This is a genomic window from Tatumella sp. JGM118 (assembly GCF_018257515.1).
Lineage (GTDB): Bacteria > Pseudomonadota > Gammaproteobacteria > Enterobacterales > Enterobacteriaceae > Tatumella > Tatumella terrea.
Genome location: NZ_JAERJR010000002.1, coordinates 247,401 through 273,597, shown reverse-complemented (window position 1 = coordinate 273,597; position 26,197 = coordinate 247,401). Strand labels below are relative to the sequence as shown.

At 55.8% G+C, this 26,197-nt stretch carries 25 protein-coding genes and 1 pseudogene; 14 read left to right on the top strand and 12 right to left on the bottom strand.

Annotated elements, in window-relative coordinates; all coding sequences use genetic code 11:
* The first annotated feature begins 95 nt into the window (after positions 1-95).
* Entirely contained in the window at positions 96-1,505 is a 1,410-nt protein-coding gene (locus JK223_RS03720; RefSeq protein ID WP_212712864.1) for an MFS transporter, read from the top strand.
* Positions 1,506-1,575: 70 nt separating this feature from the next.
* On the opposite strand, the gene JK223_RS03715 is transcribed toward JK223_RS03720, so the two are convergent.
* Entirely contained in the window at positions 1,576-2,316 is a 741-nt protein-coding gene (locus tag JK223_RS03715; RefSeq protein ID WP_212712863.1) for a glutamine amidotransferase, read from the bottom strand.
* Positions 2,317-2,639: 323 nt separating this feature from the next.
* On the opposite strand from JK223_RS03715, the gene JK223_RS03710 reads away from it, so the two are divergent.
* Together JK223_RS03710 and JK223_RS03705 are read left to right on the top strand one after the other, a co-directional pair.
* Positions 2,640-3,275 carry a carbonic anhydrase gene (locus JK223_RS03710; protein WP_212712862.1) on the top strand — a complete coding sequence of 212 codons (636 nt, stop codon included), beginning with the start codon at positions 2,640-2,642 and terminating at the stop codon, positions 3,273-3,275.
* 166 nt (positions 3,276-3,441) lie between these two features.
* Positions 3,442-4,032 (top strand): malonic semialdehyde reductase, encoded by a 591-nt coding sequence (locus tag JK223_RS03705; protein WP_212712861.1) that lies wholly within the window; start codon positions 3,442-3,444, stop codon positions 4,030-4,032.
* Positions 4,033-4,135: 103 nt separating this feature from the next.
* Here the strand turns inward: JK223_RS03705 and JK223_RS03700 are convergent, their stop codons facing one another.
* Together JK223_RS03700 and rutR are read right to left on the bottom strand one after the other, a co-directional pair.
* Positions 4,136-4,315: a hypothetical protein gene (locus tag JK223_RS03700; protein WP_212712860.1), complete on the bottom strand. Its 180-nt coding sequence runs from the start codon at positions 4,313-4,315 to the stop codon at positions 4,136-4,138.
* 118 nt (positions 4,316-4,433) lie between these two features.
* On the bottom strand, positions 4,434-5,069 hold the full coding sequence (gene rutR, locus JK223_RS03695) for an HTH-type transcriptional regulator RutR (protein ID WP_212712859.1): 636 nt from the start codon (positions 5,067-5,069) through the stop codon (positions 4,434-4,436).
* Between the two features lie 293 nt (positions 5,070-5,362).
* Between rutR and rutA the strand changes: the two genes are divergently transcribed.
* The 7 genes from rutA (at position 5,363) to JK223_RS03660 (ending at position 11,120) form a co-directional block, all read left to right on the top strand.
* Positions 5,363-6,454, top strand: coding sequence for a pyrimidine utilization protein A (gene rutA / locus JK223_RS03690; RefSeq protein ID WP_212712858.1), 1,092 nt, complete (start codon positions 5,363-5,365; stop codon positions 6,452-6,454).
* Positions 6,454-7,197 carry a pyrimidine utilization protein B gene (gene rutB / locus JK223_RS03685; protein WP_212712857.1) on the top strand — a complete coding sequence of 248 codons (744 nt, stop codon included), beginning with the start codon at positions 6,454-6,456 and terminating at the stop codon, positions 7,195-7,197. Before rutA ends, rutB begins: the two co-directional genes overlap by 1 nt.
* A 34-nt stretch (positions 7,198-7,231) precedes the next feature.
* Positions 7,232-7,618, top strand: a complete 387-nt coding sequence (gene rutC, locus JK223_RS03680; RefSeq protein WP_212712856.1) for a pyrimidine utilization protein C — start codon at positions 7,232-7,234, stop codon at positions 7,616-7,618.
* Positions 7,619-7,630: 12 nt separating this feature from the next.
* Complete coding sequence (gene rutD / locus JK223_RS03675; protein WP_212712855.1) at positions 7,631-8,416, top strand: pyrimidine utilization protein D; 786 nt, start codon at positions 7,631-7,633, stop codon at positions 8,414-8,416.
* 43 nt (positions 8,417-8,459) lie between these two features.
* Entirely contained in the window at positions 8,460-8,963 is a 504-nt protein-coding gene (gene rutF, locus JK223_RS03670) for an NADH-dependent FMN reductase RutF (RefSeq protein WP_212712854.1), read from the top strand.
* A gap of 54 nt (positions 8,964-9,017) precedes the next feature.
* Positions 9,018-10,343, top strand: a complete 1,326-nt coding sequence (locus JK223_RS03665) for a solute carrier family 23 protein (RefSeq protein WP_212712853.1) — start codon at positions 9,018-9,020, stop codon at positions 10,341-10,343.
* 132 nt (positions 10,344-10,475) lie between these two features.
* Positions 10,476-11,120 carry a LysE family translocator gene (locus JK223_RS03660; protein WP_212712852.1) on the top strand — a complete coding sequence of 215 codons (645 nt, stop codon included), beginning with the start codon at positions 10,476-10,478 and terminating at the stop codon, positions 11,118-11,120.
* A 145-nt stretch (positions 11,121-11,265) separates the two neighbouring features.
* On the opposite strand, the pseudogene JK223_RS16870 reads toward JK223_RS03660, so the two are convergent.
* From JK223_RS16870 to JK223_RS03640, 5 genes and pseudogenes are all read right to left on the bottom strand, one after another.
* Positions 11,266-11,478, bottom strand: a pseudogene (locus JK223_RS16870) (transposase); the annotation flags it as partial.
* 449 nt (positions 11,479-11,927) lie between these two features.
* The gene (locus JK223_RS03655; protein WP_256437055.1) at positions 11,928-13,202 is read right to left on the bottom strand and encodes an FAD-binding oxidoreductase; all 1,275 of its coding nucleotides are present in this window, start codon (positions 13,200-13,202) and stop codon (positions 11,928-11,930) included.
* Between the two features lie 182 nt (positions 13,203-13,384).
* Positions 13,385-14,314, bottom strand: coding sequence for a 4-hydroxyproline epimerase (locus JK223_RS03650; RefSeq protein WP_212712850.1), 930 nt, complete (start codon positions 14,312-14,314; stop codon positions 13,385-13,387).
* Positions 14,315-14,978: 664 nt separating this feature from the next.
* The gene (locus tag JK223_RS03645) at positions 14,979-15,593 is read right to left on the bottom strand and encodes an alpha/beta hydrolase (protein WP_212712849.1); all 615 of its coding nucleotides are present in this window, start codon (positions 15,591-15,593) and stop codon (positions 14,979-14,981) included.
* A 1,054-nt stretch (positions 15,594-16,647) separates the two neighbouring features.
* On the bottom strand, positions 16,648-17,649 hold the full coding sequence (locus JK223_RS03640) for a zinc-binding alcohol dehydrogenase family protein (RefSeq protein ID WP_212712848.1): 1,002 nt from the start codon (positions 17,647-17,649) through the stop codon (positions 16,648-16,650).
* A gap of 188 nt (positions 17,650-17,837) precedes the next feature.
* Between JK223_RS03640 and JK223_RS03635 the strand changes: the two genes are divergently transcribed.
* Together JK223_RS03635 and JK223_RS03630 are read left to right on the top strand one after the other, a co-directional pair.
* Positions 17,838-18,773: a LysR family transcriptional regulator gene (locus JK223_RS03635; RefSeq protein ID WP_212712847.1), complete on the top strand. Its 936-nt coding sequence runs from the start codon at positions 17,838-17,840 to the stop codon at positions 18,771-18,773.
* Positions 18,774-19,052: 279 nt separating this feature from the next.
* Complete coding sequence (locus JK223_RS03630) at positions 19,053-19,973, top strand: alpha/beta fold hydrolase (RefSeq protein WP_212712846.1); 921 nt, start codon at positions 19,053-19,055, stop codon at positions 19,971-19,973.
* 326 nt (positions 19,974-20,299) lie between these two features.
* On the opposite strand, the gene JK223_RS03625 is transcribed toward JK223_RS03630, so the two are convergent.
* From JK223_RS03625 to JK223_RS03615, 3 genes are all read right to left on the bottom strand, one after another.
* A complete protein-coding gene (locus tag JK223_RS03625; protein WP_212712845.1) occupies positions 20,300-20,749 on the bottom strand; it encodes a GNAT family N-acetyltransferase in 450 nt (149 codons plus the stop codon).
* A gap of 122 nt (positions 20,750-20,871) precedes the next feature.
* A complete protein-coding gene (locus JK223_RS03620) occupies positions 20,872-21,270 on the bottom strand; it encodes a VOC family protein (RefSeq protein WP_212712844.1) in 399 nt (132 codons plus the stop codon).
* 328 nt (positions 21,271-21,598) lie between these two features.
* On the bottom strand, positions 21,599-22,429 hold the full coding sequence (locus tag JK223_RS03615; protein ID WP_212712970.1) for an oxidoreductase: 831 nt from the start codon (positions 22,427-22,429) through the stop codon (positions 21,599-21,601).
* Between the two features lie 104 nt (positions 22,430-22,533).
* Here JK223_RS03615 and JK223_RS03610 point away from each other — a divergent pair, with 104 nt between their 5' ends.
* Complete coding sequence (locus tag JK223_RS03610) at positions 22,534-23,454, top strand: AraC family transcriptional regulator (RefSeq protein ID WP_212712843.1); 921 nt, start codon at positions 22,534-22,536, stop codon at positions 23,452-23,454.
* Between the two features lie 39 nt (positions 23,455-23,493).
* Here JK223_RS03610 and JK223_RS03605 read toward each other — a convergent pair whose 3' ends face one another.
* Positions 23,494-24,747 (bottom strand): MFS transporter, encoded by a 1,254-nt coding sequence (locus JK223_RS03605; protein WP_212712842.1) that lies wholly within the window; start codon positions 24,745-24,747, stop codon positions 23,494-23,496.
* Positions 24,748-25,483: 736 nt separating this feature from the next.
* On the opposite strand from JK223_RS03605, the gene JK223_RS03600 reads away from it, so the two are divergent.
* The gene (locus JK223_RS03600; protein ID WP_249213452.1) at positions 25,484-25,876 is read left to right on the top strand and encodes a VOC family protein; all 393 of its coding nucleotides are present in this window, start codon (positions 25,484-25,486) and stop codon (positions 25,874-25,876) included.
* The last annotated feature ends 321 nt before the right edge of the window (positions 25,877-26,197 follow it).

Below are 26,197 nucleotides of genomic sequence, written 5' to 3'. Positions count from 1 at the left end.
TATCCTGAGAGAGTATATTCCCCACCTCTACAAATCAATGCGCAGACCGGATTGCATTTCCGGTCGCAACAGAAGTAACCGCGGAGACATTTAGCATGCTTTTTTCTGATATGCCGGGCGATGAAGGGCTGCCCGGACGACAACGCCGGCTGGCAATGATTGCGGTGATGATGACCACGGCGATGACCGTCTTTGATGCATCGATGGTCAATGTTGCCCTGCCACAAATTGCCCGCGCGATGAATGTCCGGGCCTCTGAAATTATCTGGGTATCCAACGGCTATCTGTTAGCCGCCGCCATGACACTGGCTATTTTCGCCGCGCTGGCCCCGCGGGTGGGCTACCGTGTTCAGTATCCCTGCGGCCTGCTGGTATTTACACTGTCTTCGCTGGGATGTGCCTTATCCGATACCCCGCACACGCTGATAGCGATGCGCATTCTGCAGGGGATCGGCGCTGCCGCGACCCTGAGTATCGGGCCGGCCGTGCTGCGTTCGGTGTTCCCTAACCGGTTACTGGGCCGTATTCTCGGTATGAATGCGCTGCTGGTTGCCTCAGGAACCGCCATTGCGCCCTTACTGGGCGGTACCCTGCTTTCAGCGTTCAGCTGGCAGTGGCTGTTTGCCATTAACCTGCCGCCGGGTATTCTGGCCATTACTCTGGCCATGCGTGTACTGCCTGAGCGGGCAAAAAAAATTACCGAGCCTTTCGACATGCCGGGGGCTTTCCTGTCGGCCATTGTGCCCGGCAGCCTGATCATGGCCGCGGACAGTTTCGCACGGCACGGCGGGCAGTCATTAACCGCAGATAACGTACTGCATGCCGCCGGTTTCCTGGCACTTGCACTGGCCGCCGGGGCCGCGTTTATCTATTGTGAACGCCGGGCCAGTAAACCGTTATTACCGCTGTCTATCTTCTCATCATCCCGTTTTTCACTGGCGGCCCTGACCTCGATGGCGTCATTTATCAGTCAGGGGATCACGTTTATCGCACTTCCGTTCCTGTTCCAGAACGTGTACGGCTATAGCGCGTTTATCTCAGCATTACTGTTTACCCCCTGGCCTCTCGGCATCATCCTGGCCGCACCCCATGCCGGGCGTCTGTCTGACCGCTTTCCGCCGGCACTGATCTCCACCACCGGACTCTGTATTTTTGTGACGGGTCTGGCCCTGCTGGCTACCCTGCCGGAACATGCCAGTGTCCTCAATATCTGTCTGCGCAGCCTGGTGTGCGGTATCGGTTTTGGTTGTTTCCAGAGCCCGAACAACCGCGAAATGCTATCCAACGTGGCGCGGGAAAACAGCAGCTATGCTTCAGGAACACTGGCCATTATGCGGATGTTCGGGCAATGCATGGGCAGTGCCGCCATCGGTGTGATCCTCGCGCTGTTCAGCCAGCAGGATCTGCACAGTGAAAGCCATGCCGTGCATATTGCTCTGTGGGTTGCCGTCACGTCCTGTCTGATTGCGATTATTGTCAGCGTCAGCCGCATTCGTCGTCCCTGATGCTTCACCCCCCGGGTCCTCCCGGGGGTGACCGGTACGGGTCGCGGGGTTCCGCGCGTGACCTGTCCGGTCAGCAGCCTTCCGTACTTCCTTCCGGCAGATGATATGCAATAAAACGCTGCAGGATCCCGGTCGCCTCCGGGGTTTCCGTCATCTGCGCCAGAATGGCATCGGTATCCCTTCCTTCCTGGCCGAAGACCGTCCGGTTCCTCTCTGTCATCGCCCTGGCGGCCGCGGCCGGGAATTCCGGATGAAACTGGGTGGAAACCGCATATTTTCCGTAACGGATGATCTGATGGGGGTCGATAGCCGACCGGCCCAGCACCTCAGCTCCTGCCGGCAGCCGGGTCACCGATTGCATATGTGTCAGATGCGCCGGGAAGGTGGCGGGTAAATTCTGCAGCAGAGGATCGGCCGCTGCGGCGGGGGTCAGGCTGACCGGTAAACATCCGGTTTCGCGGATACAGTCAAGATACCCCACCTCGCCACCCAGGGCATGAGCCATCAGCTGATGTCCGTAGCAGACCCCCATCAGCGGCATCTCTGCGATTATCGCCTGGCGTATCCATTCGGCAGTGGCCTCACTCCACGGCAGCCGATCCGTCACCATCGCCCAGGAACCGGTAATAACGGCCAGCCGCGCGGGGTCCGGTGGCGGTAACGCTTCCCCTTCAAATACCCGTACCACCTGGATGGCAGATAACGGCAGGCCCATGGCCTGGCTGAACCACTGTGGTAAATCCCCGTACTGCTGACGGATAGCTTCCGGGGGTGTCCCGGTCTGAATAATGATCACTGCTGACTGTGCCATAAAATTCCCTGTGTCACGGTTATTTCTGCGGATAGTAATAGCCGGAAACCGTGGCTATCACAACCACCTTATTATCCGGGCAATGCGCCGGCTGGCAGCCACCCCGGAATAACGTGACACCGTCACACAACCCAGCCCCTCCCTGCCGGGCAATGGGCGGTCAGACAAGCCCCGTATTCCGTGCAGTACAGGCCGCAACCCGGGGCCACATTCCGGGCGCTGACTGTTTTATCGCCGCCTCCGGGGGCATTTTCCTGCAGGGACTTTCCCCGTACCGGTAATCGTTCTATGATTAAGCCGAATTTTTATTATTTGGGCGTGTTATGAAAACGATTGTTGAAGGGTTTCTGAACTTCCAGAAAGAAGTTTATCCGGAGCGTAAAGCGCTGTTCCATAGCCTGGCGGCCAGCCAGAATCCAAAAGCTCTGTTTATCTCCTGTTCAGACAGCCGTCTGGTTCCTGAGCTGGTGACTCAGCAGGAACCGGGCCAGTTATTTGTCATTCGTAATGCAGGCAACATTGTGCCGTCCTTCGGTCCGGAACCGGGCGGTGTGTCTGCCACCATCGAGTATGCTGTGGTCGCGCTGGGTGTCCGCGATATCATTATCTGCGGTCACTCGAATTGCGGTGCGATGGGGGCTATCGCCAAATGTCAGGATATGCACACCATGCCAGCCGTCGAGCACTGGCTGCGTTATGCCGATGCGGCGAAAGCCGTGGTGGACAAAAACGACTACCCGGATGAAGAGCATAAAGTCAGTGCGATGGTACGGGAAAACGTGATCGCGCAGCTGAATAATATTAAAACTCACCCGTCCGTGGCTGTGGCCCTGCGCAATGAAAAAATCCGCCTGCATGGCTGGGTTTATGATATTGAAAGTGGTGAAGTTCAGGCACTGGATCGCGGCGGCAAAAAGTTTGTGTCGCTGGCAGAAAATCCGGGTACCTGTTTCGAATAAGTTTTACCGGCATTCGCCGTCTGTCACTGCGGGCCTCCGGGTCCGCAGTGTACACCCGGAAGTCATCTGCGACAGACAGGTTTGGTGCAGTGGCCCTGCAAACAGGCCGCACCGATGACCGGACGGGCCGGCAGAGAAAAATAGTGGTTCATTTAGGGAGAATGCGATGAGTACACCGGTTGACAGATCTGCTCTTGATACACTTTTCCATCAGGCACGTACCCACAGTTACTGGCAGGATAAACCGGTAACGGATGATATTCTGCAAAGACTGTATGAACTCACCCGCCTTGGCCCGACATCGGCCAACTGTTCCCCGGCCCGATTCGTGTTTGTGAGATCCGAGGCCGGCAAACAGGCACTGAAACCCGCCCTCTCTTCCGGGAATATCGAAAAAACGATGGCCGCACCGGTCACCGTGATCGTGGCCTCTGATATGGCATTCTATGAGAAGTTACCTGGCCTGTTCCCTCATGCCGACGCCCGCAGCTGGTTTACCAGCAGTGAAAGCCTCGCACGGGAAACCGCCTTTCGTAACAGCAGTCTGCAGGCCGGATATCTGGTGGTGGCTGCGCGCTCGCTGGGGCTGGATGTCGGTCCGATGTCAGGGTTTGATGCGGAGAAAATTAACGAAGTTTTCTTTCACGGTAGTGACTGGCAGGTCAATCTGCTGATCAATATTGGCTACGGAGATGACTCGAAACTGCATGGCCGCTTACCGCGTCTGGATTTCGACGACGCCTGCCGTTTTGCCTGATAAAAACCGCCCGGAGAGCGAAGTGAATCCGCTGTCCGGGAGATCCTCCGGCCACAATACGCACAGCTCATTCCAGTAGGATAACCGCAACAGCCGTTGCTGTTTACTTCTGTTCATCATTTGTCCAGGCCGGATCCAGATATCCCGGGCCAATGCCGTATAACCCCATGATCGGGATCATCGACTCGAGCAGCAAATGACTGTCTCTTGCTCTTTCCGCCGCCGGACTCCGTGTTGCCAGACCGGAGAGTCGTTTTAACTTCTGCCATAAAACCGATGCCATGATAGTTCCCCGCTGTGTTCTGATAACACCAGTACAGCCTGAAAATCGCCTTAAGGGAAATATCAAATTTATCGCTGTTATGAACTAAAATCGCATTACTACCTGCCCCCCTGGCCATTCACCGGGGGCGTAACCCTTCGGTGATCACCTGCTGAATACTGTCCAGGGTTTGTTCAAAAAACACCGCATCCTGTAACGTTTTTCCGGTGATCGCCTCTACCTGGGTCGCAAAATCGGCATAGTGCTGAGTGACCGACCACAACATAAAAATCAGATGCCAGGGGTCGATAGCGGTCAGTTGCTGACGTTCGATCCACAGGCGGATCAGCGCGGCTTTTTCGTCCACCAGCGCTCTCACCGGCCCGGCCAGTTCTTCTTTCAGTACCGGTGCGCCCTGCAGCATTTCCAGGCAGAACAATCGCGAAGCGCGGGGATGGTCCCGCGAAACTTCCAGCTTCAGGCGGATATACTGACGGATAGCCTCCAGCGGCTGCTGATCGGCCTGCAATGCCCGCAGGGGGGCCAGCCAGACCGCCAGCAGATCCTGCAGTACCGCCAGATAGAGCTGCTTTTTAGAGGGGAAGTAGTAGAGCAGATTGGTTTTAGAGATCCCGGCGGCTACTGCGACCTGTTCCAGCCGCGTGCCATGCAGGCCAAACTGAGAAAACAGCATCAGAGCCGCATCGGTAATGGCAGAACGTTTTTCCGCGGTCGTCCGGCGGCGGCGCCCGGAATTTTTTTCTACAGCGTTCACTCAGACCTCGTAATTTCTGACTTTTCCGCATCATAACAGAATCCCCCGGTGCCCTCCCATCGCAGGGCTGCCCTTTTTTTGCACAGTCGCCTGAAAATCGTGCATCCTTTTTTACCAAATGGTCCACTTTAACCCTCGTCTGTTTGCATTGTTTTTACATCTCTTTGTTTTACTTAATCTTTAAAACATGGCATACGCCTTGCATTAACTTTTACGCGACGACAGTACGGAGTTGCAGGATGCACCGCCGCCAGTAGGTTAAACCCGTGATCATCTTTCAGACGAGGTGTGGCATGAAGATAGGCGTATTTATCCCGATTGGTAATAATGGCTGGCTGATTTCTGAAAATGCTCCCCAGTATCTGCCGGATTTTGAACTGAACAAAACCATCGTGCAGAAGGCCGAGCATTATCAGTTTGATTTCGCGCTTTCAATGATCAAATTACGCGGCTTTGGCGGCAAGACCGAATTCTGGGATTACAACCTGGAATCGTTCACCCTGATGGCCGGCCTCGCGGCCGTAACCTCCCGCATTGAACTGTATGCAACCGCCGCCACGCTGACCCTGCCTCCGGCCATCGTCGCCCGGATGGCCACCACCATCGACAGCATTTCCGGCGGCCGCTTTGGCGTCAATCTGGTGACCGGGTGGCAAAAACCGGAATATGACCAGATGGGCCTGTGGCCCGGTGAAGAGTATTTCTCCCGCCGTTATGACTATCTGACCGAATACGTCACGGTATTACGTGACCTGTGGGGCACCGGTCAGTCCGATTTTAAAGGCGATTTTCTGACCATGAATGACTGCCGGATGAAGCCTCAGCCGCAGAAACCGATGAAGGTGATCTGTGCCGGTCAGAGCGATGCCGGTATGGCTTTCTCCGCCCGCCATGCTGAATATAACTTCTGCTTTGGTAAAGGCGTGAATACCCCCACCGCCTTTGCACCGACGGCTCAGCGGATGCGTAGTGCCGCAGAGGCCGCCGGCCGCGAGGTGGGATCCTATGTGCTGTTTATGATCATCGCCGATGAGACCGACGACGCCGCCCGCGCCAAATGGGAGCACTATAAGGCCGGGGCCGATCAGGAGGCCCTGGCATGGCTGACCACCCAGAGCCAGCAGGACACCCGTTCCGGCCAGGACACCAATGTCCGGCAAATGGCAGATCCGACGTCCGCCGTCAATATCAATATGGGCACGCTGGTCGGTTCCTACGCCACCGTCGCCCGACTGCTGGATGAAGTGGCCACCGTGCCCGGCACTGAAGGCATTTTGCTGACATTCGACGATTTTGTGCAGGGTATCGAAAATTTTGGCCGGGAAATCCAGCCGTTGATGACCAGCCGCAGCGGTGCTGTTAATGCCATGCAGGAGGTAGCCTGATGAATACTGTGAACTGTCCAACCACCCGTCATCTGAATAATGTCGTGCTTACCGCCGAACCGGAAGCGATCGCCTTTCCGCCGGAGCAGACCGCATTGATTGTGGTCGATATGCAGAATGCCTATGCCACGCCGGGCGGCTATCTGGACCTGGCCGGATTTGATGTGTCTGCCACCCGTCCGGTGATCGCCAATATTAAAACGGCCGTGGCCGCCGCCCGACAGGCGGGTATTAAAATCATCTGGCTGCAGAATGGCTGGGATGATCAGTATGCGGAGGCCGGTGATGCCGGTTCGCCCAACTTCCATAAATCCAATGCACTGAAGACCATGCGCCGTCAGCCCGAACTGCAGGGCAGGTTACTGGCCAAAGGCGGCTGGGATTATGCGCTGGTGGATGAACTGGTCCCGCAACCGGAGGATATTCTGATCCCCAAAATCCGCTACAGTGGCTTTTACAACACCCCGCTCGACAGCATGTTGCGCAGCCGGGGGATCCGCCACCTGATCTTTACCGGCATTGCCACCAATGTCTGTGTGGAGTCGACCCTGCGCGACGGCTTCTTCCTGGAGTATTTCGGCATCGTCCTGAAGGATGCTACCTATCAGGCCGGTCCCCCATCGGCCCATGATGCTGCCCTTTTTAATATCCGTACCTTCTTTGGCTGGGTGTCAGATGTCAGCAGCCTGTGCTCTGCGCTGGGACAGACCTCCGCCGCCGGACTGACCGGCACCGCTGCCTGAACGTTTTTTTTACTGTAAAAATGAGGAAACTACGATGCCAAAAACTGTCATTACCCCTGCCGGTACCGGTACCCCTCTGGCACCGTTCGTGCCGGGCACCCTGGCGGATGGCGTGGTCTATGTCTCCGGGACCCTTCCGTTTGATGAACATAATAATGTTGTCCATGTCGGGGATGCAGCGGCCCAGACCCGGCATGTGCTGACCATCATTAAAAGCGTGATTGAAACCGCCGGCGGCAGTATGGATGACGTGACTTTTAATTCCATTTTCATTACCGACTGGCAGAACTATGCCGCGGTCAATGAAGTTTATGCGGAGTTCTTCCCCGGCGAAAAGCCGGCCCGCTACTGCATTCAGTGTGGTCTGGTAAAACCCGATGCACTGGTCGAGATTGCGACTATCGCGCATATCAGTCACTAAGAGGCCACGCCTATGCAGATTGAAATCAGCGGGCTGAGTTCCCCCGGGGTCCCGGTGCTTGTACTCTCTGCAGGACTGGGGGGGCTAGGCAGTTTCTGGGCCCCCCAGCGGGCCAGCCTGCAGGCCCGCTACCGGCTGGTGACCTATGATCATTACGGCACCGGTAATAATCCGGCCACACTGCCGGAGCCATACAGCCTGCAGGAGATGAGCCGGGAGCTGGCGGATGCGCTGACGGCCCACGGTATTCAACGTTTCAGTCTGCTGGGGCATGCCCTTGGCGGACTGATCGGTATGCAGCTGGCGGCGGACTATCCTGAACGGGTGATAAGCCTGGTGGTGGTGAACGGGTGGCTGACCCTGAATGCCCATACCCGGCGTTGTTTCCGGGTCCGTCAGGATCTGCTGCTGAACAGTGGCGTGGAAGCCTTTGTCCGTGCTCAGCCCCTGTTTCTTTACCCTGCAGACTGGCTGGCCGCACATCAGGAACAGGCAGAGGCCGCCGATAGCCATCATCTGCAACATTTTCAGGGAACCGGTAATCTGCTGCGACGACTGTCGGCATTGATGGCCGCAGACTTTAGTGCAATGGCCGCCGGGCTGACACTGCCGGTGTTACTGATGTACAGCCAGGATGATCTGCTGGTGCCCTGGGGCTGCTCCCTTGAACTGGAGGCCGCCTTACCGCAGGCAGAGTGTATCGCCATGGCGCGGGGCGGTCATGCCATGAGTGTGACCTGCAGCGAAGAGTTCAACCAACGACTGCTGCCCTGGCTGCAGCAGCATGCCACCGTCTGACCGGGCCTGCCCGGAGCAGGTGACAGCCACCGGAGAAATCACTATGACGATCCCCCCTATCGAACAACAACAGTTCCGGAATGCGATGTCCCGGCTGGGTGCCGCTGTTAATATTATTACCACCGACGGTCCGGCAGGCCGTGCCGGATTTACCGCCTCGGCGGTATGCAGTGTGACCGATACCCCGCCGACACTGCTGGTCTGTCTGAACCGGTCGGCCTCGGTCTGGCCGGTGTTTCAGCAAAATGATGTGCTGTGTGTGAACACGCTGGCCAGTGACCATGAAACACTTTCCGGGTTATTTGGCGGCAAAACCCCGATGGAAGATCGCTTCCGGGCCGCGCAATGGTCTGTACTGACCACGGGTTCGCCGGTGCTGACCGGGGCCGTGGTCTCCTTCGACTGTAAAATTACCCATAGCGTGGCGGTGGGTACGCATGAAATTTTGTTCTGCGAGGTGCTGGCACTGGCCGGTGACCCGCTGACCCACGGCCTGGTCTGGTTTGACCGGCGCTACCACCCGCTTATCCGGCAGGATGCCTGTTAACATTGCCCGTTTTCGGGGTTCATTGCTTTTCCACTCTCACGGAGTACAGCGTCTATGAACTGGTTTCCTGTTTGGCGAAAAAAAACGGCATTACCCGAAGGTGGCGTGATCGCCCCCGATGAAACCCTGCCGGCCGGCCCGACCCTGATCCTCGGGTTACAGCACGCGGTGGCGATGTTTGGTGCCACGGTGCTGATGCCCCTGCTGATGGGGCTGGATCCGAACCTGAGTATCCTGATGTCCGGCATCGGTACGCTGTTATTCTTTGTGATCACCCGTGGCCGGGTGCCCGCGTATCTCGGGTCCAGTGCCTCATTTGTCGGTGTGGTGATAGCCGTCACCGGATTTACCGGTCAGGGGCTGAATCCGCATCTGGGACTGGCGCTGGGGGGGATAATTGCCTGTGGTGCCGTCTATGCCGTTATCGGGCTTATCGTGATGAAAACCGGCGCGGGCTGGATAGAAAAGTTGATGCCGCCGGCCGTCACCGGTGCCGTGGTCATGGCAATCGGCCTTAATCTGGCACCGGTCGCTATCCATAGTGTGTCCGGATCCGGGTTTGATAGCTGGGTGGCGGTGATCACGGTGGTTTGTATCGGCCTGGTAGCGGTTTTTACCCGCGGAATTGTACAGCGGTTATTACTGCTGACCGGCCTCTGCCTGGCCTGGGCCATCTATGCCCTGCTGACCAACGGTCTGGGGCTGGGGAAACCGGTGGACTTCTCCGCGCTGGCCTCAGCACCATGGTTCGGGCTACCGGCGACCACGGCACCGGTATTCGACCTTCAGGCGATGATTATGATTGCGCCGGTGGCGATCATCCTGGTGGCCGAAAACCTCGGTCATCTGAAAGCGGTCGCCGGTATGACCGGTAATGATATGCCCCCCTGGACCGGGCGCGCCTTTTTTGCTGACGGTCTGGCGACACTGTTATCCGGCGCAGTCGGGGGCTGTGGCGTTACCACCTACGCCGAAAATATCGGCGTGATGGCGATCACCAAAGTCTATTCCACGCTGGCCTTTGTCGCGGCGGCCGTGATCGCACTGTTACTCGGTTTTTCACCGAAGTTCGGGGCCTTAATCCACACCATTCCCGCACCGGTGATTGGGGGAGCCTCGGTGGTCGTTTTCGGTCTGATTGCGGTTTCCGGGGCGCGTATCTGGGTACAGCATCAGGTCGACCTGAGTCGTAATAACCATCTGATCATGGTCGCAGTGACGCTGGTGCTGGGTGCCGGTAACTTCTCCCTGAATATCGGCAGCTTTACCCTGAGCGGTATCGGTACGGCCACCTTTGGCGCCATCCTGCTTAATGCCTTCTTAAGTTATCCGCGTAAAAAAACCGGGCAAGATGCCAGCCTCCCCGGCCGTGCCCGATAACCTTCGTTTCCACGCCGTTTCTTACCGCTTCACCCCGGGGCGGTAAGAAATTTTCGGTGACGTTAATTAAGATTTAGTTAACTTTCTGCGATAGTATCCTGCACAGGCCCCTTCTGTCTTACTGAGGACACGATGTTCGATATCACCAGCTATAGCGTTTTTGTGTTATCTGTTTTTCTGCTGTCAGTCACCCCCGGCCCGGATATGGCTTATGTGATCGGACAAAGTGTGGTCAATGGCCGACGTGCCGGATTCTTTTCTGCCAGCGGCGTAGCGCTGGGGAGCTGTACCCATGCGCTGGCCAGTACCCTGGGACTGACTGCGGTGATCGCCGCGTCACCACTGATGTTTTCGATAGTGAAATTCCTCGGTGCTTTGTATCTGGTCTTCCTCGGGGCAAAGATGATCCTGTCGACCTTCAGGAAACAGGCCTCATCCCCTGCAGAAACAGTGGTTCCGGTGAACGGCATTGCCGCCGGCAGTTTGCTGTGTAAGGGCTTTATCACCACACTGACCAACCCTAAAGTATTACTTTTCTTTATCTCTTTCTTCCCGCAGTTTGTTACACCGCATGGTGCGCATCAGACCGCCTCTTTCCTGATCCTCGGCATGACCTATGCCCTGGTCGCCTTTATGGTCGATATCTCCTGCGCGCTGCTGGCCGGCGGAGCTTCTGATAAATTTGCAGGAAATCAGCGTTTGCAGCGGGTGATGGACAGGATCGTGGGGACCGCCTTTATCGGTTTAGGGATCCGCCTGGCGCTGACCCGCCGTTAGGCACGTTCGCCGGCCTTTGGCCGGAGCCACCGCCAGGTAATAAATATCCTCCGGCACAGACGGAGATTTTTCAAATGCGCCTGTCAGGCTTTCTTACCCGCAGCGTCCTGACAGGCGCATCGCAACCTGACGTATATTTTGGATTAGATACACTCATCCTGGTCGGGATATCCAAAAACATATGAAGCGACATTCTGCTTCCGGGATATTCACTTTTTTTATTCACACAGCTTTCTTAATATTTTCCCTATTGCCTTCGCCGCTCTCCATAAAAGATCTGTCTTCGGTACTTAGGGGCGACAACGCTGTGATATTTACAGTGCCATCGGATATACGCTAAGCTCTTTTCGGTCCTCACCGGGCCCCCCTTTTGATGTCCTGTTAAACCTTTGCAGTTGCCAGACCGCAAGGGGGTTTAACAAATCAAAAGGGGTTTTTATCTGCGGCCCAACGCTGAAAGCTTTACGGAACCCCCGGCCTGCCCGTGAGATTTCCGTAGACGAAAAAGGGAATACAGATCATTCCATTTTTAACGATTTTCAGCACCGAACCGAAAGGCAACATCCGTTGGCCTGGTTGCGCTCTCAGAGGCCGGTACGTGAAAACGCTTCCTGAACAGTCCCCGGTACAGCCTGTCCACCGTTCAGCCGCAGAGCCCTCCGGTCATCCGGGCGTTTGTTCGTTACTGAAATCGTTCATTTCTCCCCGTACGGCTGTGCGGTAAAACGCTTCCTGATCGGGCTCCTGTCAACCCGTACAGACCACCGTTCAGCCGCAGGAGCCTTGCGGTAATCCGGCGTTTGTCCGTTACTGAAATCGCGCAATCGAATAGGGAGTGAGATCGACGGCGGGGGGGTGGCCATAGACTAAATCTGCAATTAACTGTCCGGTTGTCGCACATTGCGTTAACCCGAGGTGTCCATGGCCGAAGGCATAGAACACATGTTTATGTGCCAGCGAAGGTCCGATTACCGGCAGACTGTCCGGCGTACTTGGCCGGTGCCCTGCCCAGGGTATCCCTCGCCCGGAATCCAGGCCCGGCAGGTACATTTTAGCCAGCGTGACCAATGCCTCTGAACGCTGGTAATTCGGCGGGCTGGAGATCCCCCCGAATTCCGCTGCCCCGCCGATACGCAGGCCACAGCTCAGCGGGGTGATGACAAATTTCCGCTCGGCAAAAATAACTTCGCGGGAGAGCGAGACCTGAGGGTCCTTCAGCGTCGTATTGTATCCCCGTTCACTTTCCAGGCAACATTGCTCCCCCAGCTGACGGGTTAACGCTTGCGACCAGACTCCCGCCGCGATAACGACATCATCGGCGTCAATCCGCAGATCATTACTCAGCAGAACCTGCTGAGTTCCGTGCGCAGCAGGCCTGATCCCCGTCACTTCCCCCCGCAGGATCCTGACCCCATGGCCCGCCAGCCATTCACGAAGTTTATCTGTCAGTACTTTCGGGTCACTGACCACTCCGGCCTGTGGGGCAAATACCCCATGACGGACCCGGCTGCCGAGATCAGGCTCAAGCTGCCGGGCTTCCTCCGACGACAGAGAGTGAGCTTCCACACCGGCTCGCTTACGCATTTCCCAGACCGATTTATCCGCCTCAAACCCGGCGTCACTCTCATAGACGATCAATGCCCCCTTACGGTGTAACTCGCCGCTCAGCCCCGTATCTGCCAGCATGGATTGTAAATCATCAAACGCCCGTCGGTTAAGCGCAGCCAGCGCCTGATGGAGCGGTAGCCCGGCATTTTTTCGGCCGGCTTTATAAAAACGATACAGCCACGGTAACATTTTCAGTGAGTGTGCGGGACGCAGCGACAATGGCCCCAGGGGATCCAGCATCCAGCCGGGCACTTTCATAAACACGCCCGGCATGGCCGCCGGATTCACTTCCATCACGGCAATCGAGCCGGCATTGCCGAAGGACACCTTATCCCCGGCAGGGTCTTTATCGATTACGGTAACGTCTGCGCCCTGTTTCTGCAGGTGATAAGCCACGGAAAGGCCGACAATGCCGGCACCGATGACAGTCACTTTTTTCATAGCTAAGCCTCTGATATTATTCCGTGCCGGCATTTACAGGAAGGTGCATCAGCGCCCTTCCGGCAGCAAAATCCTCGGCACGTCCGGTCTGTTGCAGAATAAAGTGTCGCAGTTAACAGTGTTGCACGACTTTTTACCCGGCTAACTGATGAGTAACCCCCTGACGGAGGGGCTTTCCCGGCCATCTTTACCACTGGACCGCCCTCGTCTCCGGTTTATACGATCCCCCCCGCAAAAGGGTCATCCTCATCCATCAGCAGAGTGGTTTCTGCACAGACCCAGGCATTTCCGCGGATCACCGGCTGTATGCCTTCTTCGGCGGCCTCATAGTAAGCTTCGAACACGCTGCCGGTGATGCCGGCCTGTCGCCAGAGTGTTCCTGGTGCTAATTTTCCGTCGGCTGCCAGGCAGGCCAGTTTTGCGCTGGTCCCTGTACCGCACGGCGAACGGTCATAGCTTCCTCCGGGGCACATCACAAAATTGCGGCTATCGGCCATAGCGTCAGCCGCAAAAAGTTCGATATGATCGATCAGCGCCCCGTTTTCTCCGCAAATCCCCTGCCGCTTCAGCTCGCTCTGCAATTCCAGCGATAACACCGTCAGCTGAGGAATATTTTCTTTTGAAACGGCCATACCTGGGTTATTCACCAGGAAAAACCAGTTACCGCCCCAGGCTATATCCCCCGTGATGGTGCCGAAAGACGGTGTCTGAACGTCAACGTCTTTCTTAAAACGCCAGGATGAGACATTACGGACACTGACAGAATGATCCTCATGGAGAATGGCCGTCACCGTCCCGACCGGTGTTTCAATCTTATGACTACCCGCCGTAATTTTTCCCATATAGGCCAGCGAACGCACCAGCCCGATGGTTCCGTGTCCACACATGCCCAGATAGCCGGTATTATTAAAGAAAATCACGCCTGCACAGGCGGTACTGTCAACAGGAGTACAGAGTAAAGCGCCCACCAGAATATCGTTGCCTCTGGGTTCCAAAATGCATGTTCGCCTGAAGTCATCATGCCGGGCGGAGAGTATATCCATCCGTTGTTTCATCGACCCGTTACCGGTATCCGGAAAACCATCGATGACGAGCCTGGTAGGTTCCCCGCCGGTATGCGAGTCGATAATCGAAATACGCTTCATCACTTTTTCCTGTCTGTTAAAAGTCATCTCAGTAAACGTTCTCCGCAACGGAGAGATCCCCCGCCGGCAGATGACCACAGGCAGAGTCATTATCCTGGCGGACAGGGTCTCAGCCGGTATTGCTGGCGTGGTAACAGAACCGGTCTGTTCCCCGAGCGGGGCTCATTACCCCGGTAACGATTTTCACTCTTACACCGGTTAAGGCCCACGGATTAATTCGCTGTGCCGGACTGACATAAGATATCGGATACCATATATGATATTGCATTTTATGTGCCATCTTCGAATCCCCTGATCCTGCGGTATTTCTCTGCGACCACGGACGCCTGATGCGCCACATCAGGGCATGTTTGCCCCGTAAAATGACAAGACCCTTCGCCGGGACGACAGAGATTTTCTTAAATGAAGTTGTCAGACGCCATTAAACAAGGGGCAGCCGATGATGACCGGCGATCCTATTTCCTATCTTCGGTAAGCGGATAATATGGCAGCAGCGGCACTCTCAGATGCCGGAAAGCGGGTGTGTCAGCGGGATAGCACGGAGCTTTGAAAGAGATTGGCGGGTGAAGCCTTGTTGCGGGGGTCTCGTGTAACCCCCCACTCAGGGGGGCCATGTCACTGTTCAGCATACCAGGGGAAGCCTCCTGGTTAACTATACTGTCGCTTATTCGTCGTCCGGCAGATCAAAACACTGCTGAATAAAGTCCGTCGCCTCTGCGACACCTTCACCGGAGATCGTATGCGGAACGCCTGGCTGATAGAACGAGGTGACCTCCACCCCGGCCGCGGTCAGTTGTTGCTCTGCATGGCGGCTTTCGGTCCACGGGATCACCTGATCGTCCTGGCCGTGGATCAGCAACACTTTACTGCCCGGGGCCGGGTGCAGAGGCGGCGGAGAGGCGAGACGTCCTGAAAATGCGATCACACCGGCCAGCGGAAATGCCGCCCTCGCCAGAGCATCCAGTGCCATGATACTGCCCTGAGAAAAACCGGTCAGGACCACTTCATCCTCCGGCGTGATACCGTACTGACTGAAAATCTTTTGCAGGGCCGCATCGAACGACGTTCTGGCTTCGGCAATCCGCGCCGGACGGTTTTCATCGGTTACCCCGTTGACACTGAACCACTGATAGCCGGACCCCATATCACAAGGAAAAGGGGCATCGGGTGCGATGCAGGTCAGTCCCGGAAACGACTCCGCCCAGAAATCTCCCAATCCCTGCAGGTCTGCACCATTACTGCCTACGCCGTGTAACAGAATTACAATTTGCTTGCTCATAGTTGTCCTCTCACAGTCCCGGCCCGCATCAGCCAGGCCCGGCTGGCACACTGCCCGTCGGAGTCAGTGTGTCATTCAAATAAAATCGATGTCAGTTGTTTTGCAGGTACCGGATGACGGAGCCCGGGCCCCGGAAGCCCCGGTGCAGACCGGACCTGCGGCAGATAAACAGAAAATACGGCACGTCCGGAAGCCCCTGCCCGCGTTGGTTCCAGTGCAGACCAGCCGCCCGGTGATAAGCACGGGTCGGCCCGGGTAAAATCGCCAGGCAACACGTATTGCCGTGCCGTTACCGCCAGTGTAGCAAAAACTTCGGTGAATGTTGTCCGCCAGTGGCTTCGGAATACTGCCCCTGCCCGATCATCCCGGGAACGGCTTTAGAAAGCGTCTTTCCGCCCGATCAGACAGGGAGTAATACCGCTAACCGAAGCGGGCCGGGGATAACTGTGTTTGCCCCCCGGAACAGAGTCTGTAACGGCCACGCATTTCGGGAAGCCACATTGGTTAATGGCTGATGCCATTATTCTATGGAAAGTCTGGTAACCGTATCCGATAGGGGCCCGGGTAACCGAAGCGGGCCAGGCATGAATACGTTTGCCCCCGCCACAGAGCCTCAAAAGGCCCCGCGCATCGGGAAGCCGCACTAGCTAATGGCTGATGCCGTTATTCTGCGGGGACACCGGTAACCAGACCGATTCGGACATGGCTGTATTTACCCCGGGGCACAGCTCCTCTCACGGCCCCGCATTTCGGGAAGCCGCATTGGTCAATGGCGGATGCTGTTATTCTTCAGGGATACCGGTAACCAGACCGATTCGGGAATCACTGTATTTGCCCAGGGACAGAGCCTCAAACAGCCCCGCGCATCGGGAAGCCGCACTAGCTAATGCCGTTATTCGATGGAGCCCCTGGAAACCTGGGGCCGGGAACGACTGTATTTGCCCCCGGGACAGAGCCTCTCACGGCCCCGCATTTCCGGAGGCTGCACCGGCCGGGGACTGATGCCTTCTTTGGCGGGGTTTGCCCGTGGCCAGCGCCGCCGGGCGTGGCAGTATCAGAAGCCTTCCAGCACTATCTTACCGCGTGACCGTCCGCTTTCTATCCTGCGGTGTGCTTCCCGCAGGCTGGCGGCAGTAATTTTACCCGCATGTTCAGCCAGGGTGGTCCGCAAGGTTCCGTTATCGATCAGTGATGCAATATCATTCAGGATCTCGTGCTGACGGATCATATCTTCCGTGGTATACAGCGAACGGGTAAACATCAGTTCCCAGTGCAGCGAAATCGCTTTACGCTTCAGCGGCATGGCATCCAGCGTTTTTGGATCATCGATTAATCCCAACCGCCCCTGCGGGGTCAGTATTTCAACCAGCTGGTCATAATAATCATCGGTATGGGTCAGGCTGGCCACATAATCGACCGAACGGATACCTTTTGCCGCCAGTTGCTCACTGAACGGCTGCCGGTGGTCGATAACATGATCGGCACCCAGCGATTCAACCCACTGACGGGTTTCCGGGCGTGAAGCCGTGCCGATCACCGTCAGGCCGGTCAGCCGGCTGGCCAGCTGTGTCAGAATGGAGCCCACACCCCCGCCTGCACCGACGATCAACAGGCTTTTCCCCTGGCCCCCTCCGACCTGTAAGCGGTCAAATAACAATTCCCAGGCGGTCAGGGAGGTCAGCGGAAGTGCGGCGGCTTCTGCCGCACTCAGGCTGGCGGGTTTACGGCCGGTAATACGTTCATCCACCAGGTGATACTCCGCATAGGTGCCCGGACGGATTAGTGACCCCGCATAGAAAACTTCATCTCCGGGGCTGAATAATGTGACACTGTCACCTACGGCTTCCACCACCCCGCAGGCATCCCAGCCCAGCACTTTGGGTGAGGACGGATTATCGCCGTGACGTACTTTCGTATCGACAGGGTTTACCGAGATGGCCTTAATTTTCACCAGCAGGTCATGACCGGAGGGCTGTGGTTTTTCCAGTTCAGTGTCATACAGCGATTGCGGATCGGTTAACGGTAAACCTGCCTGCTGATATACGATAGCTTTCATTTCTGCACTCCTCAGGTTGAATACGGGTCACAGCCTTTGCTGTCTGCCTACATTCTGGCCGACGGCCGGCAGCAGAAACAGTACCTTTGCAGAGTAAGACTTTCACAATTTTTGTGAAAACGGCTACGATTACCGTCAGAAACCGGGGCAATCCGGCCCGTCAGCATGGCACGATAACGGAGGCAGCGATGGTTCGTCCTGAAGATCTCAGGTTATTTCTGCGGGTGGCTGCGCTGGGCAGTTTCTCCCGCGCGGCACGTGAGGCTGGCCTGTTACCGGGCCAGGTCAGTGCGGCTATCCAGAGGCTGGAAACCCGGCTCAATACCCGGCTGTTTGCACGTTCCACCCGCAGCTTACGTCTGAGTGCGGAGGGAGAAAAATATTTGCCGTATGCGGAAGAAATTCTGTCGGTGATGCAGGCGGGTGAAGAGATCCTGCATCCCCGTGACAACGAATTACGGGGCACCCTGCGCCTTGCCCTGCCTTCAGATTGTGGCCGTAACCTGCTGTTGCCCTGGATCAGTGATTTTTGCAGCAGTCACCGCGAACTGACGTTACAGCTGTCCCTGTCTGATCAGATGAGTGATATTTTCCGCGACCCGGTCGATATCGCTATTCGTTACGGTATTCCGGATAATCGCCACTACATCGCACAACCCCTGACGGAAGAGAATCGCCGGGTGGTAGTGGCCTCGCCGGATTATCTGGCGCGCTGTGGTCAGCCCCGGATCCCTGAGCAGTTAGTGGATCACGTGTGTCTGCTCTACAGCCTGAAGGGCCATATTTATGATAAATGGGCGTTTCCGCAGGCCGGAGGCATGCAGCGCATCGCGCTGACCAGTCAGTGGCTATGTGATGATGCCGATGTGGTGCGGCGCTGGGCGGTAGCGGGTCACGGTATCGCCTATAAGTCGTGGATTGATGTCAGTGAAGACGTGCTTGCCGGACGACTTAAGCTGTTGCTTACCGATATTCCGGGAGAGTCCGCCCCGCTGTATCTGATATGTCCGCACCGTAAAGAATTTTCCCCGGCCATCCGTTTATTACGCAGTGAACTGAGCCGGCATCTGCAGGAAATCACCGGCAGACTGCCGGAGGCGCTGAAGCAGGCTTCTGCCTCCTGATATCATTAATTCACCTTGATCGTCCGGCGATCCTCGCCTAAGGTCTGTTGATTAACCGCCCCCGGGGTTCCCCGTCGCTGGCCCGCATCCTGCGTGAAGCCGATTGCCACCGCTGAGGCACGCCATTTTCACCGGCCGGATCCTATACCTGGGTTATCTGTCTGGCGTTTTCCGCCGGGGCAGTCTATCCCGGCCGGAAGTTTTTACGGCCCGGCAACGGGCCTGTTGCGGAGCGACGCCGGAAATCATGACCTTCCGGTTCACTGAGAGAATAAACTGATGAATGACACCGCCATTACCCCGTTTGATGCCACCACCTTTTTTAACCGTTTTTCCCACGGCACCTTTGATACCGGAGAAACCCGGCTGCATTATGTCGCCGGGGGTGAGGGAGAGCCACTGCTGCTGGTGCCTGGCTGGCCGCAAAGCTGGTACTGCTGGCGCTATGTGATGCCCCTGCTGGCGGATGCCGGACGACGGGTAATTGCGGTCGATTTACGGGGTATGGGGGACTCATCGGTCGGCACCCGGGGCTATGATACCGGGACGCTGGCCGCCGACCTCGCGGCCCTGATCGCCAGTCTGGGAGAGGCTCCGGCAGATATCGTGGCCCATGATGTCGGCAGCTGGGTCAGTTATGCGCTGGCCTGCGATCATCCGGCGCGGGTCAGGCGTCTGGCGCTGTTTGATGCGTTGATCCCGGGGCTGCCGGTGCCTGCCGGTAGCGATCCGGCCCCGTCTCCGGCGAAACAGGCCGCCGCCAGCTGGCATTTCAGTTTTAACCTGTTGGCCGATTTACCGGAAATATTGCTGACGGGACGTGAAGCGCAGTTTCTGGACTGGTTATTCGATAATAAAACCCGTAACCCGCTGGCTATCGATGCCCGGGACCGCCAGGAGTATCTGCGGGTCAACACACGGCCGGGAGCACTGCGCGCGGCTCTCAGTTACTATCGCGAGGCCTTCAGTGAAACTGAGTTAACGCGCACACAGCAGCGTTCACAACAAACACTGACCCTGCCGGTCCTCACCGGGGGCGCAGCACAGGGCGCCGGTCATAAACTCCAGCTCAGCCTGCAGGACCGCTGTGAACGGCTGGAAGCCACACTGATTGAGTGCGGGCACTATATTCCTGAAGAAGCCCCGACGGCACTCGTCCGTGCCCTGTTCGATTTCTATGCCAGGTATCCCCGTGGATAATCCGACCTCTGCTCTGTTCTCTTAGCCCCTCCCCGCCCCTGCGAAGGGTTAAGAGACCGGCTTAGGGATCGTTGAGTGCAGAAGCCCGGGCATTCCGGCGCAACTACTTATCTCCGTAAATCATGCCGGGACTGATGCATTCCCGGTGCTTAATCCATGCAGGGGCGTATGCATTCCCGAGAGTTATACAACCGGGCCGCCAATTCCCCGTGAAGTGGCTGTGGTGCGTCCCGCGGGCCATGCACTCCGGCGGTCCGGTGGATAACAAAGCCTGCCCCCCTCTGCCCCTGCGCCGAAGGTTTTATCACCAGGAAGGAAGTCCCGGCTTACTGATCGCGTGCCAGGCGCGGATTCTGATATGTGTAACAGTAGAAATAGTCAGCTTCTGTGCACTCAGCACCTTCAATTTTGTTATACAGAGCCAGCGCAGGCGCGTTATTTTTCAGGCAGTTCCAGGTCAGAGTTTTTCCGGCCCCGGTACTGTCAACTAAAGAGGTCATTACCCGGTAGCCAACCCCTCTCCTCTGAAATTGCCTGAAGATCACCAGCAGCGAAATTTTTATGATTTCGTTTTCTGCCTGCCGGTGAATAATGCCTGCTTTTACGTCATCAATGATAACCCAGCGAAAATCCTCACGCCGGAGAGCACGGCTGAACCCCTGTTTCTGAAATTCTTCATCCCAGCCAAAAAGCTCCTGTATAAAAGGCTGCATATGCTCTTTATAGACCTCAAACAGATCCATTTGCGGATCCACTTTCTGATATTTTACAGGCATTACGCGGGTCCTCACTCAACTCCGGAAGTGATTGAAATTTGTTCTTATAAGCATCACAGATAACCGGTGCCGCGGCTTTCCAGCCTGATTTTCTTCAGTGATAGCCTGCAGATCACTGCAAATTAATAAAACTCCATACCTTCATACGGTTCAGCCAGGCAAGCGCTAAGACGGCTTTTCAGATCACCATCGTGGATTTCGAGCTTGTGCCCGTCAGGGTCCAAAAAATAGACGGACTTTCCTTCACTCTTATTTATCTTCCACTCCGTTATCCCGGAGGATCTTAGCCGCTCAGCAAACACATCAAACGCTTCGCCGGAGACGCTAAAGGCATAATGTGTGCCGTCATTTCCTGCTGCGGGTTTATCCAGTGCGAGGCATAACCAAAATCCCCCTGAAGAAAGGTAAGCACCGCTGGCCCATTTCGCTTCGGGGGTAAAACCCAGTGTGCCAACGTAAAAATCGAAACTTACATTCAGATCACTCACCGCAAGGGTGATGTGATTAATTCCGGACAACATATAACGCTCCTTCAGAGGAAGTGAAAATTCAAAGCCCCCTGTCCGGAGGCCCCGTTCGGACAGCTGATATCGCCGTCCCGGCTTAGGCAGATCTGGCCGGGTCGCGTTCCCTGTAATGGCGATGGCTCTGTTTGTAAATCCAGAGACCAGGCTAAAACAGAGGGGTAAGGTGTATCATTCCGCAGAGTCACACACCTTATCGCCACGCCTTCTGTCCGGGCCGCATGCCCGAAAGCAGCGAACGGCAACCGTATCAGCCTCCTGCCGGGGTAACCCTTTAGTACCCCCAGCTTCCCCCGGGTCAGGGGCCGTTTATCTGCCAGACGGCTTAATGATCGGTTGAGCGGGTCAGTGATTCCCAGTCATCGATTTCCTGGCCTAATGCCGCCAGTTTCTGACGGACTAAGTCCAGGGCATCACTGCCTAATAACAGATGCGCAGGCGGCGTCTGGCTGTCGATTAATGTCAGTATGGCATGCGCCGCTTTCACCGGGTCGCCCAACTGCTTACCGCTTTTTTCCTCGCGTGCCTGACGAATGGGATCAAATGACGCGTCATAGTCCGCGAGACTACGGGCACTGCGCACCATCGAGCGGCCTGCCCAGTCGGTACGGAACGAGCCTGGCGCGACCGCCGTCACCCGGATATTAAAAGGCGCAACTTCTTTGCTTAGGGTCTCTGAGATCCCTTCCAGAGCAAATTTACTGCCGCAGTAGAAGCTGATGCCGGGCATCGTAATAAAGCTACCCATCGACGTAATATTGATAATATGACCGCGGCGGCGCTGGCGCATAGCGGGCAGTACGGCTTTGATCATCGCCACGGCACCGAACACATTGACATCAAACTGGTGGCGCATCTCTGCGAGCGAGGATTCTTCCATGATGCCCTCATGACCGTACCCGGCATTATTGACCAGCACGTCCACCGGACCAATGGCAGATTCCACCCCGGCCACCACCTCATTAATACGCCCGAAATCGGTGATTTCCAGCAGCCTGCCGTAAGCGTGGGTATGCAGTGCTTCGAAAGCCTCCAGTGCCTGCTGGCTGCGCACGGTGCCAATGACCCGATGGCCCGCCGCGAGGGCTTCCTGTGCCAGTGCCCGGCCAAAGCCGCTACTGACGCCGGTGATCAGAATTGTTTTTGCAGTTGTCATCATGATACTCCGTTGAACAGTACAGCTTGCAGGATATTCTGTGTTCTGCCACATTATCAGGCCGTATCTTCTCTTTTTATTGCCTGATTTTATGAGGGGCTGTCATGTCCGGCATTATTTCCCTGACTAAATCCCTCGCGCCGCTGGAGGGGTATAACCTCACGGCGTTACCTGATGTACGGATTTTACGTGCCGACCGCCCCCTTTCAAAAACACCGGTGCTCTACGACCCGGGGATAGTGATTGTCTGTCAGGGCAGTAAACGCGGCTACTTCGGCCGACAGACCTATGTGTATGATGAACTGCACTACCTGGCGGTGTCGGTGCCGGTACCGTTTGAGATGGAAACCCGCGCATCTGCAGACCATCCGTTACTGGCGATTTATATGCACCTGAATTTTCAGCTGGCCGCTGAACTGATATTGCAGATTGAACAGCAGGGTGCCTATCCTGCCGCCGCCGCGCCGCAAAGCATGATGTCCAGCCCGATGGACGCGACGGTAAATACTGCCGTACTGCGGTTACTGGAGGTGCTGAATCATCCTTCTGAAGCGGCAATCCTCGGGCCGGGCCGGGTGCGGGAACTCTATTTCCGGGTGCTGACGGGGGCACAGGGCAATGCCATGCGCGCCGCGCTAACCCTGGCGGGGCAATTCGGTAAAATCGGTAAAGTGCTGCAGCATATCCACGCCTCCTATGCCGGGGCACTAACCCTCACGCAACTGGCGCAGGATGCCGGGATGAGTGTGCCGACGTTTCACAGTCATTTCAAAGCCATTACTCAAATGCCGCCGATGCAGTATGTTAAATCGGTCCGGCTTCACCAGGCCCGGATGCTGATGGTGCGTCAGCAAATCACTGCTGCAGCCGCAAGTTATGCGGTCGGCTATGAAAGTCCGTCACAATTTAATCGTGAATTCAAACGCTTGTTTGGCCTGTCCCCGGCAGAAGAGATTAAACGTATGAAGCAGCACTTCGCCGTTCCGCCGGAGCAACCGGCTACGATATTTGTTTCTTCGCATTAAGGCAGAGGTTGCAAACCCCTGCCTTAGTGCTCCCTGTGCTCAGGGCTCCTGCAGCCGCGCCAGCATACTGACCCTGCAAACGTAAATAATCGCGCACAATAACAGACTGAGCAGCATCGTACAGATAAAGACCCCGGCACCGGTTAACGCCAGCATGACCCCGCCGATTAATGGCCCGGCAGCAATGCCTAATGTCGACAGCATTGATGCGCCGAGATAAGCCCCCCGATATTCTGAAGGTGCCAGCTGATCGAGCAAAATGTTCAGGTTCGGCATCAGGATCGCTTCTCCGACACTGAACACCGCGGTCACCATCAGCCAGGGCCAGATATCCGGCGTACGTACACAAAAGAAACAGAGTTGTGACACCGCAAATATGGCTCCGCCCAAAAGAATACGTTTCGGCAGCGGTATATTTGTCAGAAATCGCGTCATAAAGGTCTGGAAAAACAGCACAGTACAGGCGTTCGTGACCAGGATCAGGGTGATCAGCCTGACCGCGGCATTACTGTTAAATCGCAGGATATACTGTGGCAGTATGGCTTCGTAGTGCATGAACACGATACTGCACAAAATACTGCACAGCAGCGCGGCAATGTAGATTTTATCCCTGGCAATAATCCCTGTGACGGTATGGAGTTTAATCGTCACGCCGCTGTCCTGTTGTGAGCCCTTCTGTAATTTACCCGCAGGGATAAACAGCAGCACATAGACGAAGAACGGAACATACGACAGTCCGGTGATCAGGAATGTCCCTTTCTGAGAGGTCAGTCCAAAGGCAATCCCGACCAGCGGGCCAAAAACGGCCGCGATATTGATCAGGTAATAGCGCAGTTGCAGGGCAAGTGCACGACGACGGCGATCCCCCAGTAAATCACTCATCAGTGCCCGCAACGGCGGGTCGACCCATGCAAACGAGACGCCGATGATCATCAGGCCGATAATAAACAGCACGATGCCGTTTGCCTGAGCAAGCAGGATATATCCCAGCGCAGAAAACGCACAGCCCAGCATCAGGATAACCCGCCGCCCGAGCCGGTCAGAAATATGCCCACCGTACATACCGAGCACCGCCGAGAACAGTGCGCTGCTGGTCATTGCCAGACCGATGGCGATCGGCGACATATGATAATTCCGTGTCATGATCACTGCGATAAACGGCCAGGCCATAAAATAGCTGAAACGGATCACCAGCGTGAAAAAGAGCAGCGAGTGAACAGCCAGCGGAAAAGTTTTCAGCGTCCGGAATAATCCAGGCGCCGGCCCCTCTTCAGCCGCAGAACTGGTTGTCATAATCTATCCTTTTTATAATTTTAATTTGCCAGAGTACGGCCACGAATAACCCACTCAATATTAATAAGATTATTCCCCATCGCCCGCAATACAAATATAAGTGTCCGGTTTGATTCACCCGATAATACGGTAAAGGTTACTGTTGGAAGAGCAATGTAGGGGAAGCGATCAGGTCGCCATTAAAATTCGGTGATTACTGCTGTTATAAACAGTAGTCCGTTCACGGAGAGAGTCTGGCGGGGAGGCTCACGCCCCTCTGAACGTCTGTACGCTGATAATCTCCGGTGCCAGCCCGGGCTACCGGGTTGTGGGTTACGGGTTGTGGGTTACGGGTTGTGGGTTACGGGTTGCTGTTTGCTGTTTGCTGTTTGCTGTTTGCTGTTTGCTGTTTGCTGTTTGCTGTTTGCTGTTTGCTGTTTGCTGTTTACGGGAAAAATATTGCTGCCAGTCGGTAATGTCAGGCTAATCATTTAACCGCCGTTGTTTCTGTTGAAACCGGCGAACGCCGGTATCAGGCACTGACTACCCCCTCAAGATATCGTTGTCTGAGTGACAGCCGGCTGTCACCCCGAGCAAGGATTACGGAAAAATCTGTCTCATGCGCTGAAAGATCTGCCCGCGGCAGTTGTGACCCGATACGTTTTTCCATGCGGGCACTATTTGCTGTTGCAGAGTGAAAAAGGTTTAGCTCATAGTGATGATTCGCTGCATCAGCCTCTGAAGGAGAGCCATCATCATGACTTTGACCACCGGCGTACATCACATTGGTTTAACGGTAGCTGACCCCGAAGAAAGCGCTGAATTTTTCACCCGCCTGCTCGGCTGGGTGGTAGTAAAACGACGGGACGATTATCCGGCCATCTTTGTAAAAGATAATGAGATAATGATTACGCTGTGGAAAACGCAGACTGAAGAGCCCGTTAACTTTAACCGTAAAACAAACATCGGATTGCATCACCTGGCCTTAAGGGTTAACAGCAGAGAGGAACTGTTGCGGATTTATGCGATATTAAAGGAAAATAATATCGAAATAGAATTTGAACCCACGCTCCTGGGAGAAGGGCCAGCAATGCATATGATGTGCTATGAACCCGGCGGGATACGTATCGAGTTTTACTGTGCGGAGTGATTTACCGGTCTCTGCGCAGTATCCTGCCAGGGTTCCGGGTTTACTGTCTGAGATTTACGGTGATCCTTCCCGGGGTCACCCGTCCCCTTCCTCTTTTACCTCAGCACCCGCCTGTCTGTCGGTTCAATGGTACCCACTATAATCGTACAGAGTGGCTCACCGGAGACCCGATAGCGTCACCGGCCGGGGGAACAAATCAGTCCCTGGTCAGTCATTAGCGGCTTAGATTTCGCCCCGGAATTCATTCAGTTGCATGGAAATCGTCTATTAAAGAATGGATGACTTCACATAATGGCTTGCTGACACGCCATGGCGGTATTT